Origin of the sequence: Streptomyces sp. AF1A, from assembly GCF_047340315.1 — a bacterium.
Classification (GTDB): Bacteria; Actinomycetota; Actinomycetes; order Streptomycetales; family Streptomycetaceae; genus Streptomyces.
The window spans coordinates 1-14,211 of the sequence record NZ_JBLEBI010000177.1 but is presented as its reverse complement, the minus strand read 5'-3'; the positions used below and the strand labels follow the sequence as shown (position 1 = coordinate 14,211).

Below are 14,211 nucleotides of genomic sequence, written 5' to 3'. Positions count from 1 at the left end.
GACGCGAGGACGCGCCGTCCGGCGGCCGGCAGAACGGAAACCATGCCCTGCCCAACGCCCGCGCGCCCCCGACGTTGCGCCACGCGGCGCGCCCGCCGCCCCGCCGGGGGAAGCCCTTTGCCCTGCGGCATGCCTGCCTAGTACCGTGGGGGGCGATTGGTGACACCGCACCCGCCTGTGTCATCATCTGCACGCACCACTCGCGCGCTCGCGTGAGCGGTTGTGCTGGAGGCGTCGCCTAGTCCGGTCTATGGCGCCGCACTGCTAATGCGGTTTGGGCCTTAAAGCCCATCGAGGGTTCAAATCCCTCCGCCTCCGCACCGATCCCGAAGCCCCGGTCCCAGGACCGGGGCTTCGGCGTTCCCGGCCCCCGCCCGCCCCTCTTCCCCGCCACACCCCTGTCTCAGGCGTTTACGCAGGTCACAAGGGGTGCGCGGAATGGATTTCACATGACGGCGGCAGTCATGTAATGTTCTTCCTGTCGCCGAGAGCGGGCCGGAAGGGCCGGGACCGGCGGCAAAACAAAAGAACAAGCACTCGTAGCTTAACGGATAGAGCATCTGACTACGGATCAGAAGGTTGCAGGTTCGAATCCTGCCGAGTGCGCACAGGTGAGAGGCCCCGGAGAGATCCGGGGCCTCTGGCGTTTCCGGGGCGCACAGCTGCGAAGTACGGCAATGGCGCCGGACAGCCTTCCGAGCGCGGCGCGCGTGTGCGCCGTCCAGCGATGGCCGGACGTCCTTGTCGACCGCGGCTCCCGAAGGCTCTCCGAACGGTCTCACTCAGACCGGGAGGCCGACGGGGCGGACGGACGACGGGACGTCGGCAGGGAGTTGCGGTACGCCAGCGGCAGCACAACGGCCCCTGACCGATTTCGGTCAGGGGCCGTTCAACTGCGCGGTGGGTGTGGGATTTGAACCCACGGTGACATCGCTGCCACGACGGTTTTCAAGACCGTTCCCTTAGGCCGCTCGGGCAACCCACCTCGCTCCGCCCGCCCTGGGGGCGGAGCGGGTACAGACTACCGGCCCCCGGTGGATCATGGGGGTGCGGTCCGCGCGCACCGGTGCCGCGTGCGCGGGCGCGGGGAGGTCAGTTGTCGCCCACCCTGGCGCCCAGCGTCAGGTCGGCCGTGTGCTCCTGACCGCCGCGCTTGTAGGTGACGGTGACCTTGTCGCCGGGCTTGTGGGTCCAGATCTCGCCGATCAGCGTGGGGCCGCTGTCGATCACCGAGTCGTCGAGCTTGGTGATGACGTCACCGGGCTTGAGGCCGGCCTTGTCGGCCGGGCCGCCCGGCTCGACCGCGGAGGCGCCGGCCGCGCCCTGGTCCGTGATCTTCGCGCCCGCGGTGGAGTCCTCCAGGGAGACGGACGCGCCGATCTTGGCGTACACCGGCTTGCCGGTCTTGATCAGCTGCTGGGCGACGTACTTGGCCTGGTTGATCGGGATGGCGAAGCCGAGGCCGATCGAGCCGGACTGGCCCGAGCCGAAGCCGCCGCTGCCGGTCGACTGGATCGCCGAGTTGATGCCGATGACCGCGCCGGAGGCGTTCAGCAGCGGTCCGCCGGAGTTGCCCGGGTTGATGGACGCGTCGGTCTGCAGGGCACTCATGTACGACGCCTTGCTGCTGGAGCTGCCGTCGCTGGAGGCCACGGGGCGGTTCTTGGCGCTGATGATGCCGGTGGTCACCGTGTTGGACAGGCCGAAGGGGGCGCCGATGGCGATGGTCTCGTCGCCGACGGCCACCTTGTCGGAGTCGCCGAGGGCCAGCGGCTTGAGGTCCGACGGCGGGTTCTTGAGCTTGATGACCGCCACGTCGTAACCCTGTGCGTGGCCGACGACCTCGGCGTCGTACTTCCGGCCGCTCGGGAACGTCGCCGTCAGCTTGCCGCCGTCGAGCGCGTCCGCCACCACGTGGTTGTTGGTGACGATGTGGCCCTGGGTGTCGAAGACGAACCCGGTGCCCGTGCCGCCCTCGCCGTTGGTGCCCTCGGCCTCGATGGTGACCGTGCTGGGCAGCGCCCGGGCGGCCACGTTGGCGATCGTGCCGGGCGCGCGCTTGACCTGGGAGGCGCTGTTGTCGGAGGCGGAGACCGTGGTCGAGCCGCTGCTGTCGTTGTCCTTGGCCAGGGTGTAGCCGATGCCGCCGCCCAGGCCGCCCGCGACGAGCGCGGCCACGAGCACCGCGGCGACCAGTCCGCCCCGCCCGTTGCGCGGCTTGGGGGCGGGCTGCTGGTACGACGCTCCCCATCCGGCACCGCCGCCCGCGCCCGCGTCGCCGTAGGCGGGCGTGCCGGGGGGCGGGGGCGGCCAGGCTCCGTCGGGGGCGGGCTGGGCGCCCCCGGCCGGGCCGTCCTGCGCGAAGGCGGCGGGGACGGGGCCCTGCGGGGGGTTACCGGGCACCGGCGGGAGGGGAGCCGTCGGCTCGTTCCCCCCGGGTGCCCCGGGTGCGGAGCCCTGCGGGGAGGCGTCGGGAGAGGCCACCGGCACGGGAGGTGCGGACGGGGCCGGGGGTACCGCGTTGCCCTCGTTCTCGGTGCTCACAGCTCTTCTCCTCGATCCACGGCTGTTGTTCTCGATCGCACTCGGTCACGCTCGTTCACGCTCGGCTGGGGCGCTCACGCTGATGTCGTGGCCCGTCGCGAGGCGGCTGCACATGGTCCTGCGTCCAGTGTTCCAGGTTTGTATGCAGTCAGCTTTTCCCACGGGCCGTCAGAGCACCATAAGCGGTGGCTGTGGGTCCGGGGCCACCCTTTACATAGGACGTTCCAGGCAAAAAATACATAAACGCGCACGATGCACTTCCCCGTTGGTCGCACGGACGCATGAGCGCCGCCCCGCGCACCTGGCGACGGTGGCACCATGACGCGGTGACCCACGCACGACAGCTCTCCGTCCAGGTCGTCGCCCACCGGGGCGCGTCCGAGGACGCACCCGAACACACCCTCGCCGCCTACAAGAAGGCGATCGAGGACGGCGCGGACGCCCTCGAGTGCGACGTACGGCTGACCGCCGACGGGCACCTGGTGTGCGTCCACGACCGACGGGTGAACCGTACCTCCAACGGCCGCGGCGCGGTGTCCGCCCTGGAGCTCGCCGATCTCGCCGCCCTGGACTTCGGCTCGTGGAAGACCCGGGAGGCCTGGCGCGGCCGGGACGAGGAGCCCGACTGGGAGCACCGTCCGGAAGACCGCGAGGAGACCTCCGTCCTCACCCTGGAGCGGCTGCTGGGGCTGGTCTCGGACGCCGGGCGGCGCGTGGAGCTGGCCATCGAGACCAAGCACCCCACGCGCTGGGCGGGCCAGGTCGAGGAGCGCCTGCTGACGCTGCTGAGGCGGTTCGGCCTGGACGCGCCCCCCTCGGCCGCCGAGTCCCCGGTCCGGATCATGAGCTTCTCGGCGCGCTCGCTGCACCGCGTACGGGCCGCCTCGCCGACGCTGCCGACGGTCTACCTGATGCAGTTCCTCTCGCCGCGGCTGCGCGAAGGGCGGCTGCCCGCGGGGGTGCGCATCGCGGGGCCGTCGATCCGGATCGTGCGCGGTCACCCCGGATATGTGGAGCGGCTGCAGCGGGCCGGCCACCAGGTGCACGTGTGGACCGTGAACGAGCCCGAGGACGTCGACCTGTGCGTCCGGCTCGGCGTCGACGCCATCATCACCAACCGCCCGCGCGCGGTGCTGGACCAGCTCGGCCGCTGACCGGCCGGAGCCGGGTGGGGGACGCAGTCGGGCGAGGACCGGCTTCCGCCCCATGACCGGAGCTCCGCGGCTGCCGGCTCCTTCACTCCCGGCCGCGACCGTCGAGATCCAGCCATGCGCCGGCCGCCCGAGGGCGGCTCGTCACGGGGAGTGCTCCGGCGCGTTCGCTGCGTGCACGACCGTGTCGAATGCGTCACCGGAAGGGGACTGGCCGGTTTCCGGTACAGACCGAGGGGGCATCCACACCGTGGCGTGGGGCGAAGGAGGTCTCGGGGGTGGCGTTGGTGGTGGCACAGGAGGTGCCCGCGTCGTCGAGCATGGCCGTACCCCATGGCCCTGCGGGCGTGGGGGAGGCGAGACGCCGGATGCGCGCGCAGCTGCGCGGCGGGGGCGTGTCCGAATCGGTTGTCGACGACGCCGTACTGATCCTTTCCGAGCTCTTGAGCAACGCCTGCAAGCACGGGCGGCCGCTGGGCGACGCCCCGGCCGGGGACGGTGACGTACGCGCCGCCTGGCGGGTCGACGAGCGGGGCCGCCTCGTCGTCGAGGTGACGGACGGCGGCGGTCCGACCCGCCCGGCGCCGGCCACCCCGTCGGTGACCGCGCACGGGGGCCGCGGGCTGAACATCATCACGGCCCTCGCCGACGACTGGGGCGTCCGGGACGACGTCCACGGCGAGGTGACGGTCTGGGTGGTGGTCCGGGCGGACGTGCTCGATCCCGAAGCCGGGTGCCGGCGCGACGGTTTCGCTACGCGCGTCACGTCCCCCGCGCTCCCCGATCTGTCCGGCCTGGACTTCGCGGAGGCGCTGGAGGACCTGGGCTGAGCCGCAGAAGGCCCGGTCGTCCGCAGGTTCACACTCGCTGAACCGCCGAAGCCCCAGCCGCCCGCAGGTTCACACTCGCTGAACCGCCGAAGCCCCAGCCGCCCGCAGGTTCACACTCGCTGAACCGCCGAAGCCCCGGCCGTCCACAGGTTCACACCTCTGGCGTCGAGCGCGCGTGCGTTGCCCACAGGTTCCCGTCGGTCGCGGTCGCAGCGGCTAGGCTCCCGCCGTACCAGAAGAGCCGTAACCGGGAGACCCCACGATGGCCAAGAAGCGACCCCAGACGAAGGCCAAGCGCCCGCAGCTCACGGACGAAGAGATCCCGGTCGTCGGCGCCCGTGAGCCCTGCCCCTGCGGCAGCGGCCGGCGCTACAAGGCGTGCCACGGCCGGGCCGCGTCGCATGCGGTGACCGAGCTGGTGCAGCGCCCGTTCGAGGGGCTGCCGGCCGAGTGCGACTGGGTGGCGCTGCGCGAGCTCGTCCCGGCCGCGACCGTCGAGCTGACCCTCAAGGAGGGCCTGCCCGAGGACGTCCCGTCGGTCACCCTCGCCACGGTGCTGCCGATGGCGTGGCCCGCGCTGCGCCGCGACGACGGCTCGGTCCTGCTCGGCCTGCAGAACGACACGGCGTCCGGCGACATCAGCCGCGACCTGGCCGACACGCTCCAGCGCGCGCTCCAGGCGCAGCCCGGCACCCCGGTGCAGGGCCGCCGTGCCCCCGCCAACGCGCCGCGGCTGCAGGACCTGATCGACCCCGAGGCCCCGTTCGAGCCGGTCGTGCACGCGGGCTTCGAGTTCTGGGTGCCGGACGCGGAGAACTCGAGTCCGGAGGTGGCCGCCTCCCTGGAGCGGGCCAACGCCGCCGCGATCCCGACCGTGCGGCTGTCCGGCGTGGACGCCGCCTACTGGTGCGAGACCCCGGAGAAGAACCACCTGCGCTGGGTCATGCCGCATCCGGAGGAGCAGCTTCTGGACGCTCTCGCGCGGCTGCACGCGGCGGGCCGGTCGAGTCTCGGTGACGGCACCCGGCTCGTGGGCTCCTTCCGTGCTCACGGCCTCACCGTGCCGGTCTGGGACCTGCCGCGCGACGTCTCGGCGGAGGACGTGGAGAAGCCGGCGGCCGAGTTCGCGGAGCGCCTCGCCGCCGCTCTGGCCGTCACCGAGCCGCTCACCCCGGAGGAGCGCCGGGCGCGCGGCGGGCTGACCAACCGGCAGGTCACGCTCAGCTGATGGCCCCACGCACGGGTCACGACTGAACGGCCGGTCAGCCGGGCCATGGGCCCGGCGGCGGGTGACTCCGGTCACAACTCCCGGTTCCGACAGGCGAATCGATGGCCGAATGCCTGAGCCGGAATTTGCGAACCGCCGATCTCTTGTTACCGTTCCAGTAGCCCGGTTGCTGGTGCATCCCCCGTCGCCAGCAACCGGGTCTTTCCATGTCCGCGCTCGGTGTACGGCACGACCCTGTCCGTCAACTCCGGTCGGACGACTCGGAGTTGCTTCCCGACCGCAACAGCAGCGCACCGCCGGCCCCGCGCTCGGCGAACTCGGCGACGGCCGTGTAGTCGTCCGGGACGCCCCGGCTGCGCTCGCGGGGCGTCTCGCAGGTGGCGGGCTCGTCGTCGGCGCCCGTGGCGCAGCGCGTCTGCACGGTGCGGCCGCCGGGGCCCATGAGGCTGAGCACGGAGTCCAGCGCCTCGCCGGTGGCGTTGCGGTAGTACGTGCGCGCCCAGGTGTCCGAGCCCTGCGTCAGCACACAGGTCTGCGCCTCCATGCCCTCGGGGGAGCCGAGTTCGGGACCGCAGCGCGCGGCGGTGGCCAGGCCCAGGCCGAGCAGGAGGGGCGAACTGCTGGGGGCGGCCGTGGGGGCCTTGGCGTCGCCGCGCCGGGGAGCGACCGGCGCGGGGTCCGGCCGGGCGTCGCCCACCTGCCCCGCGGACGCGACGGTCAGCGGCAGCACGGCCACGGCCGTCACGGCGCCCGCGAGGGCGAGCAGGCGCAGCCTTCGGGGGTCGGGCCCGTCGCCGGGCGGCCGGGCGCCGGTTCCGACGGGTCCCCCAGAAATTCGCAGCATGAGCGGAAGATAACGAGCGCAGGGGGCCCGCCCGCCCCGCGCGCGCCCGACACCCCTACAACTCGGGCGCGCTCACACCCGTACGAGTGAGGGCGTCGACCACGGCGTCCACCACCGCCTCCACGTCGGGCACCCAGGGTGCCGCCGAGCCCGGGAGCGGGGCGCGCTCCCAGCGGACGGCGCCCTGGCCGGTCTCGGAGGGGGGCAGGGCGAGATAGCCGCCCTCGCCGTGGAAGCGGAGGGAGCCGGGGACGAAGTCCTTGGCGTACAGCAGCTCGCCCAGTTGCTCCAGGGAGTACGGCTTCACGAGCAGCGCCCAGCGGGTCGGCGAGGCGATCACCGGGCCGAGGTGCATGCCACGGCGGTCGAGCAGGGCGAGCGCACGGGAGGCCGCGAGCGCCGGCAGGCTGACCGCGCAGGGCGCCGTGCCGCCGGTGGCCAGAATGACCGGCGCGCTCGGCCGGTTGGTCCACCACCAGCGCACCATGCGCGCGTCGGTGGTGGCCGCGAGCAGCGGGGGGTCGAAGGGGTGGGCGCCGGGCACCGTGCACTCGGGGTCGGGGCAGCCGCAGCGGGCCCGGCCCTGCGGGTCCGGGGCCACGCCCGGGAGTACGGGCCACTGCCATTCCGTCGCGAAGGTCAGGGCCGCGCTGATCAGCTCAGGCCTCCCGTCGTTCCGCCTGGACAGGAGCCTGCGTCGCCTTCCGAGGATCTCGCGCATGAGCGCTCGTTCCTTTCCGTTGCACCGCTGGCAACACCGTGGTCCACATCACACCATGTGTCGATCACTTCACTGTGCGTACCTGTTGGCGCATCACACCCCTGCGCACGGCATGGGAACCCCAAGACCCCCAGGACCCCCAGGACCCCCAAGACCCACAGGGCCCCAAGACCCCAAGACCCCAAGACGTCGAGCAGTGGCCGCGTCCGCGTCCATGGTGCGTCTATCAAAAGCACGGCTGCGGCGTGGGGGTGGCGAAGTCTGGCGTTTTGCGTCGCGCGTGTTTCTCTCCGCCTCCGCCACGGGAGGATGGGGCTCGGTCGTCGGTGGCTATGACGCCCGGGTCCGTCGCCAGGTTCCGGGTGGCCCCCAACCACCCCTGGCCTTCTCCGAGTACGTACCCATCACGACCGCTGTGACGCTCCGTGGAGCAAGCCCAGTCGACCGCAATGAACCGATACCCGAGGCAGTTTTCAGCCAACTTGGCAGTAAGGCAAGGGGTTCGGGAGAAAGCCCCACCGGACCCATGGACACCAGGAATCCCGGCAGGACAATGCTGGACATCCCCTCACGAGTGCGTGTACATGTGGAGACACTGCTAGCGGCGCAGAATGACATGGGGGTTCGCGATGCTTTTGAGCAATACGCACCGGTCTGAAAGCCGGACGACATGAACGCCCCGCACCCTCCGAAAGTGGCTGGAATCGATCCGTCCGTTCCGACGCCCGCACACACTGTCGTGCCCGTCTCCGCCTCCGCCCCCACCCCCGGCGCCGCCGCAGTCCCCGCCCCGCACACGCCGCCTCCCGGCACCCTCCTGCAGGACCGGCTGGCCGGCTGGGTCTCCGACCTCACGACCCTCCACGAACTCACCGAGCGCCTCGCGCGCACGAACGCCCTGGACGCGGCCCTGGACGAACTGCTGCGCGCCGGTGCCGCCCTCGTCGGCGCCCGCCGCGGCCTCGTCGTCCTGGAGCCCGCGGACGGACTCGGCCCGCACCGGAGCCTCGGCCTCGGCCTCGGCCGCGCCGACCTCGGCCACATCGAGACCGTCCCGCGCGGCGCGCTGCCGTACGACACGGGCACGGCCGCCGAGACGCTCCACCCCGACCTGCTCGCCGAGGACGGCCTCGACCCGCGGCACCGCGAGGTGGCCGCCCGCCTCGGCTACGCCGCGAGCTACTCCCTGCCCCTCGCCACCGACCGCGCCGGCCGCCTCGGCGCCGCCGTCTGGCTCTACGACGAGCCCGCCGAGCCGCACGAGCGCCGGCGCCACCTCGCCGGCCTCTACGTGCGCCACGCCACCGAGTACCTCGCCCGCCTGCTGGAGGTGGAGCGCACCCGCGCGCGCGTGGCGACCATCACCGAGGAACTGCTGCCCTCCCGGCTGCCCCGCGTGGCCGGCGTCCAGCTCGCCGCCCGGCACCGCACCGGCCCGCGCGGCGGCGGCGACTGGTACGACGCGCTGCCGCTGCCCGACGCCGCCCTCGGCCTGTCCGTGGGTTCGGTCACCGGCTCCGGACCGAGCGCGGTGGCGGCCATGGGGCGGCTGCGCGCCAGCATGCGCGCGTACGCCGTGATGGAGGGCGAGGACCCGGTCGCCGTCCTGTCCGACCTGGAGCTGCTGCTGCGGCTGACCGAACCCGCCCGCTCGGCCACCGCCCTGTTCGCCTACTGCGAGCCCGCGCTGCGCAAGGTCACCCTCGCCGGCGCCGGGCACAGCCCCCCGCTGCTGATCGGCGAGCGGCGCACCGAGTTCGCCGAGACCTCCGTGTCCGCGCCGCTCGGCATGCTCGCCTGCTGGGAGGCGCCCAGCGTGGAGATCCAGGCCGAGGCCGGGGAGACGGTCCTGCTCTACACCGACGGGCTGCTGCACCGCACCGGCGAGGCCATGGACCGCGCCTTCGCCCGGCTGCACACGGCCGCCGCGAGCGTCCCGCGCCCGCTGCGCCACGATCCCGGCGCCGTCGCCGACCACGTGCTGCGCACGGTCCTGCCGGACGGCCTGGACGCGGCGGACAGCGAGGAGGACGTGGTCCTGCTGGCGGCCCGCTTCGACTGACCGTGAGGATGGGCAGCCGGAATGCATGACCGGGCATAACAGGGCATCCGGCCCCGGTCCACCCGCGGTACGACCGTACGATGATGGAGGCCCCCGCTCGGCCACAAGCAGGAGCGCCGCGGGCCCCGGGGGAGATCAATGGCGTATCGAGGAGGATCACGTGTCCGACGAGCTCAACCCGGCTGTGCCCGACTCCGCTACCGCGGAGGGCCCCGAGACCGAGTCCGAGGAGGCCGTCAAGCAGCGCAAGAACGGCCTGTACCCGGGCGTCTCGGACGAGCTGGCCGAGAACATGAGGTCCGGCTGGGCCGACACGGAGCTGCGTGACCTGAAGCCGATCGCCCAGGCCGCCGAGACCGCGCGCCGCCGCGCCGCGCTCTCCGCCCGCTTCCCCGGCGAGCGCCTGGTGATCCCCGCGGGCAACCTGAAGACCCGCTCGAACGACACCGACTACCCCTTCCGCGCCTCCGTCGAGTACGCGTACCTCACCGGCAACCAGACCGAGGACGGCGTCCTCGTCCTGGAGCCCTCCGCGGACGGCCACGAGGCGACGATCTACCTGCTGCCCCGCTCCGACCGGGAGAACGGCGAGTTCTGGCTCTCCGGCCAGGGCGAGCTGTGGGTCGGCCGCCGCCACTCCCTCACCGAGTCCGAGGCGCTGTACGGCATCCCGGCCGCCGACGTGCGCGAGCTGGCCGACAGGCTCCGCGAGGCCACCGGCCCGGTGCGCGTGGTGCGCGGCCACGACGCGGGCATCGAGGCGGCCCTGACCGACAAGGTCACCGCCGAACGCGACGAGGAGCTGCGCGTCTTCCTCTCCGAGATGCGCCTGGTCAAGGACGCGTTCGAGATCGGCGAGCTGCAGAAGGCCGTCGACTCCACGGTCCGCGGCTTCGAGGACGTGGTGAAGGTCCTCGACAAGGCCGAAGCCACCTCCGAGCGCTACATCGAGGGCACGTTCTTCCTCCGCGCGCGCGTGGAGGGCAACGACGTCGGCTACGGCTCCATCTGCGCGGCCGGCCCGCACGCCTGCACCCTGCACTGGGTCCGCAACGACGGCCCGGTCCGCTCCGGCGACCTGCTCCTGCTGGACGCGGGCGTGGAGACGCACACGTACTACACCGCGGACGTCACCCGCACCCTGCCGATCAACGGCACGTACAGCGAGATCCAGAAGAAGGTCTACGACGCCGTGTACGAGGCGCAGGAGGCCGGCATCGCGGCCGTGCAGCCGGGCGCCAAGTACCGCGACTTCCACGACGCCGCGCAGCGCGTGCTCGCCGAGCGGCTCGTCGAGTGGGGCCTGGTCGAGGGCCCGGTGGAGCGCGTCCTGGAGCTGGGCCTGCAGCGCCGCTGGACCCTGCACGGCACCGGCCACATGCTCGGCATGGACGTGCACGACTGCGCGGCCGCGCGCACCGAGACGTACGTGGACGGCACGCTGGAGCCGGGCATGGTGCTCACCGTCGAGCCGGGCCTGTACTTCCAGGCCGACGACCTGACGGTCCCGGAGGAGTACCGGGGTATCGGCGTGCGCATCGAGGACGACATCCTCGTCACCGAGGACGGCAACCGGAACCTCTCGGCCGGGCTGCCGCGCCGCTCCGACGAGGTCGAGGCCTGGATGGCGTCGCTCAAGGGCTGACAGCACAGCGACGGCCGGGCACCCGGGTGGTGCCCGGCCCTTCACATGCCCAGGGGGAGGGTTGTCGTGAACGACTTCTGGTCCGGCGCCGGGGTCGACCTGCATCTGGAACCGGATCCCGCGGACGGGCGCCGGTCCGGGCTGGAGCGGGCGCTGCGGGACGCCGTGCGCGACGGACGGCTCGCGCCCGGCACCCGGCTGCCGGCCACCCGGCGCCTCGCGGCCGACCTCGGTGTCTCGCGGGGCACCGCGAAGGCGGCGTACGACCAGCTGGTGGCCGAGGGGTACCTCACGGCCCGGCAGGGCTCGGGCACCCGTGTCGCCGCGCTGCCTCCCACGCCGGGCGCCGAGGCGCCGCGGGCCGACGCACGCACGGGTGCCCCGCGTTTCGACCTGCGCCCCGGCAGCCCGGACGTCGGCGCGTTCCCGGTGGCGGCCTGGCTGCGCGCCCTGCGCCGGGCCATCGCGACGGCGCCCTCACCGGCGTACGACTACGGCGACCCGCGCGGCCGGATCGAGCTGCGCACCGCGCTCTCCGGCTACCTGGGACGGGCCCGCGGCGTGCTCGCGCCCCCCGAGCGGATCGTCATCACCTCCGGGTACGTCCAGGGTCTCGCGCTCCTCACGCGCGTGCTGGACGGCGCCGCCGTCGCCATGGAGGACCCCGGGCTGCCGTTCCACCAGGAGGTGGTGCGGCGCAACGGCAAAACCGTCGTGCCGGTGCCGGTCGACGCGCACGGCATACGGGCCGGCGCGCTCGGCGAGGCGGCCGCGGTGGTCGTCACCCCGGCCCACCAGTACCCGACCGGGGTCACCCTGCACCCGGAGCGGCGGCGGGCGATCGGCGACTGGGCACGCGCGCGGGGCGGGATCGTGGTCGAGGACGACTACGACGGCGAGTTCCGCTACGACCGCCAGCCCGTGGGCGCGCTGCAGGGCATGGCGCCCGGCCAGGTCGTCTACCTCGGCACCGCCTCCAAGACGCTCGGCCCCGCCCTGCGGCTCGGCTGGATGGTGCTGCCGGCGCACCTGGTCGACGCGGTCGCCGACGCCAAGCTGCACAGCGACCACCACACCGAGACCATCGGCCAGCTCGCGCTCGCCGAACTGATCGACAGCCACGCCTACGACCGGCACGTGCGCGCGTGCCGGCTGCGCTACCGGCGCCGCCGGGACCGGCTGCTGGACCGGCTCGGACCGCGCCCGGGCGTGCGCGGGATCGCGGCGGGGCTGCACGCGCTGATCGAGGTGGACGACGAGGCCGAGGCGCTGGCCCGCGCGGAGGCCGAGGGGCTCGCGGTGGGCGCCCTCGGCGACCACTGGCACAGCCCCCGCCCCGGCCGGCCCCAGGGCCTGGTCGTCGGCTACGGCACGCCCCGGGAACGGGCGTACCCGCAGGCGCTGGAGGCGCTGGCGAAGGTGCTGGAGGGGGAGTAGCGCGCCGGGGCCGCGTTCACAGCACCGGGTCGCGGTCGTGCAGGATCCGCTGGAAGAGGCGGCAGTCCCGCCACTCCCCGTCGATGTGCAGGTACTTCGGGGCCATGCCGATCGGCTCGAACCCGCACCTGGCCAGCACGCGCTGCGACGCGTGGTTGCCGAGGAGCGTGGACGCCTCGATCCGGTGCAGTCCCACCACGTCCCGCGCGATCTCGCAGACCCGCCGCACGGCCGCGCCCGCCAGCCCCCTGTTCTGCTGGTCGGCGGCGACCCAGTAGCCGACATGGGCACTGCAGAACGGCCCCCGGGAGATCCCGGTCAGGGTGATGGCGCCGACGATCCGCCCGTCCGCCGCCTGGAACACCAGGGGCACCGCCGATCCGGCGGCGAACTGCCGCAGCAGCCCCTCGACGCGCTCGCGCTGCCCGTCCACGGTGAAGAAGGACTCCGGCCGCCGGGGCTCCCACGGACGCAAGTGCGCCCGGTTCTCGGTGTACGCGGCGCTGAGCGCGCCCGCGTCGGCCCGCGTGAGCAGCCGCAACGTCACATCGTCCGCTATGTCCCCGCTCTCGATCCGCATGCGCCCACTATGCCGTGAGCAGTGAGGGGTCCTTCGTCCACTTGAGGATCTTGTCGAAGCTGACCACCGTGCCGCCGCGGCCGGGCTTGGCACCGATGTGGACGTGGTCGGCGAGTTCCCGGATCAGGCAGAGCCCGCGGCCGTGCTCCGCGTCCGGCCGGGCGGGCCGCGGTTCCTGGGTACGGGAGAGGCCGGGCCCGGAGTCGGCCACTTCGATACGGCACTTCTCGCCGTCGAGGTACGCGGTCACCCGGTACGCCTCCGAGAGGCCGCCGTCCATGGCGCCCCCGCCGTGCTCGACCGCGTTGGCGCAGGCCTCGCTCAGGGCGACGGACAGGTCGTAGGAGATCTCCGGGTCCACCCCGGCCGTCTCCATGGTGCCGATCAGCAGCCGCCGCGCGAGCGGCACACTCGCAGCGTCGCGCCGCAGATGGAGTGACCACCAGATGCTCATGCTCCAGCCTCCTGGCCGCGGCTCGACATACCGTTACGTATTGCCGCGCGTAGGCACCCGTAAGCACTCCGTGGACGTGACTCCGCCCGAACGGTCGATGCGCGACGGGAGGAATCGGTGTATGAGGGACGTCGCCGAGGCCCCTGCCGTAGGCCCCCTGTGCGCGCGGTGCGATGATGAGCGCGCCATGTCTGCCCCCCACCCGCGCACGGCGCGTCCCGGAGCCGGGCTCCGGATCCTGCGGGCCGCGGTGTTCGCCGCGGTCTGTGTCGTGCTGGCCGCGGCCGGGCACGCCCTGGCCTCCTGCGCGCGCGTGCCGCTGTGGACGCTGTGCGCGGGCTTCCTCGGCTCCCTGCTGCTCGTGGCGCCGCTCGCCGGGCGGACCCGCTCGCTGCCGGGCATCGCCGCGTTCCTCGCGCTCGGCCAGATCGTGCTGCACACGCTGTTCGGGCTCGGCCAGCACGGCACGGCCATGGCCTCCGGCGGCATGCAGATGGGCCGGACCGGCTCGATGGGTTCCTCGCTCGGCGACTCCGCGCTGGTCGAGCAGGCCGCGCGACTCCTGTGCGGGGCGCATGCGGCCGCCCTGACCCCCGGGCGGGCCTACCACGTGCTGCTCGCCGCGCACCTCATAGACCGCTCGGGCCGGCCCCTGCCCGCCATGGGCCCGATGCCGCGCGACGGCGGCCTCTGCACACCGGGGTGGAGTGGTCGC

The 14,211-nt window shown here is 73.3% G+C and carries 11 protein-coding genes, 3 tRNA genes and 1 pseudogene; 9 read left to right on the top strand and 6 right to left on the bottom strand.

Annotation, left to right across the window (positions count from 1 at the left end; translation table 11 throughout):
* The first annotated feature begins 227 nt into the window (after positions 1-227).
* Positions 228-318: transfer RNA gene (locus tag ACLU3S_RS30655), tRNA-Ser, on the top strand.
* A 215-nt stretch (positions 319-533) separates the two neighbouring features.
* A tRNA-Arg gene (locus ACLU3S_RS30650) sits at positions 534-606 on the top strand.
* Positions 607-898: 292 nt separating this feature from the next.
* Here ACLU3S_RS30650 and ACLU3S_RS30645 read toward each other — a convergent pair.
* Positions 899-985 (bottom strand) — tRNA-Ser (locus tag ACLU3S_RS30645).
* 107 nt (positions 986-1,092) lie between these two features.
* Complete coding sequence (locus ACLU3S_RS30640; RefSeq protein ID WP_413955230.1) at positions 1,093-2,544, bottom strand: S1C family serine protease; 1,452 nt, start codon at positions 2,542-2,544, stop codon at positions 1,093-1,095.
* Positions 2,545-2,870: 326 nt separating this feature from the next.
* Between ACLU3S_RS30640 and ACLU3S_RS30635 the strand changes: the two genes are divergently transcribed.
* The 3 genes from ACLU3S_RS30635 to ACLU3S_RS30625 all read left to right on the top strand — a co-directional run bounded on the left by ACLU3S_RS30635 (position 2,871) and on the right by ACLU3S_RS30625 (position 5,753).
* On the top strand, positions 2,871-3,698 hold the full coding sequence (locus ACLU3S_RS30635; protein ID WP_413955229.1) for a glycerophosphodiester phosphodiesterase: 828 nt from the start codon (positions 2,871-2,873) through the stop codon (positions 3,696-3,698).
* Positions 3,699-3,886: 188 nt separating this feature from the next.
* Complete coding sequence (locus ACLU3S_RS30630) at positions 3,887-4,525, top strand: ATP-binding protein (RefSeq protein ID WP_413955228.1); 639 nt, start codon at positions 3,887-3,889, stop codon at positions 4,523-4,525.
* A 262-nt stretch (positions 4,526-4,787) separates the two neighbouring features.
* Complete coding sequence (locus ACLU3S_RS30625) at positions 4,788-5,753, top strand: DUF5926 family protein (protein ID WP_413955227.1); 966 nt, start codon at positions 4,788-4,790, stop codon at positions 5,751-5,753.
* A gap of 241 nt (positions 5,754-5,994) precedes the next feature.
* On the opposite strand, the gene ACLU3S_RS30620 is transcribed toward ACLU3S_RS30625, so the two are convergent.
* Together ACLU3S_RS30620 and ACLU3S_RS30615 are read right to left on the bottom strand one after the other, a co-directional pair.
* Complete coding sequence (locus ACLU3S_RS30620) at positions 5,995-6,489, bottom strand: hypothetical protein (RefSeq protein ID WP_413955231.1); 495 nt, start codon at positions 6,487-6,489, stop codon at positions 5,995-5,997.
* Positions 6,490-6,652: 163 nt separating this feature from the next.
* Entirely contained in the window at positions 6,653-7,318 is a 666-nt protein-coding gene (locus tag ACLU3S_RS30615; protein WP_413955226.1) for a bifunctional DNA primase/polymerase, read from the bottom strand.
* Positions 7,319-7,988: 670 nt separating this feature from the next.
* On the opposite strand from ACLU3S_RS30615, the gene ACLU3S_RS30610 reads away from it, so the two are divergent.
* From ACLU3S_RS30610 to ACLU3S_RS30600, 3 genes are all read left to right on the top strand, one after another.
* Positions 7,989-9,380 (top strand): SpoIIE family protein phosphatase, encoded by a 1,392-nt coding sequence (locus tag ACLU3S_RS30610; protein ID WP_413955225.1) that lies wholly within the window; start codon positions 7,989-7,991, stop codon positions 9,378-9,380.
* Positions 9,381-9,540: 160 nt separating this feature from the next.
* Positions 9,541-11,025: an aminopeptidase P family protein gene (locus ACLU3S_RS30605; protein ID WP_413955224.1), complete on the top strand. Its 1,485-nt coding sequence runs from the start codon at positions 9,541-9,543 to the stop codon at positions 11,023-11,025.
* A 66-nt stretch (positions 11,026-11,091) separates the two neighbouring features.
* On the top strand, positions 11,092-12,462 hold the full coding sequence (locus ACLU3S_RS30600) for a PLP-dependent aminotransferase family protein (protein WP_413955223.1): 1,371 nt from the start codon (positions 11,092-11,094) through the stop codon (positions 12,460-12,462).
* Positions 12,463-12,478: 16 nt separating this feature from the next.
* Here ACLU3S_RS30600 and ACLU3S_RS30595 read toward each other — a convergent pair whose 3' ends face one another.
* Both ACLU3S_RS30595 and ACLU3S_RS30590 read right to left on the bottom strand, forming a co-directional pair.
* Positions 12,479-13,042, bottom strand: a complete 564-nt coding sequence (locus ACLU3S_RS30595) for a GNAT family N-acetyltransferase (protein WP_413955222.1) — start codon at positions 13,040-13,042, stop codon at positions 12,479-12,481.
* Between the two features lie 7 nt (positions 13,043-13,049).
* Complete coding sequence (locus ACLU3S_RS30590; protein WP_413955221.1) at positions 13,050-13,496, bottom strand: ATP-binding protein; 447 nt, start codon at positions 13,494-13,496, stop codon at positions 13,050-13,052.
* A 187-nt stretch (positions 13,497-13,683) separates the two neighbouring features.
* Here ACLU3S_RS30590 and ACLU3S_RS30585 point away from each other — a divergent pair.
* Positions 13,684-14,211, top strand: a pseudogene (locus tag ACLU3S_RS30585) (hypothetical protein); the annotation flags it as partial.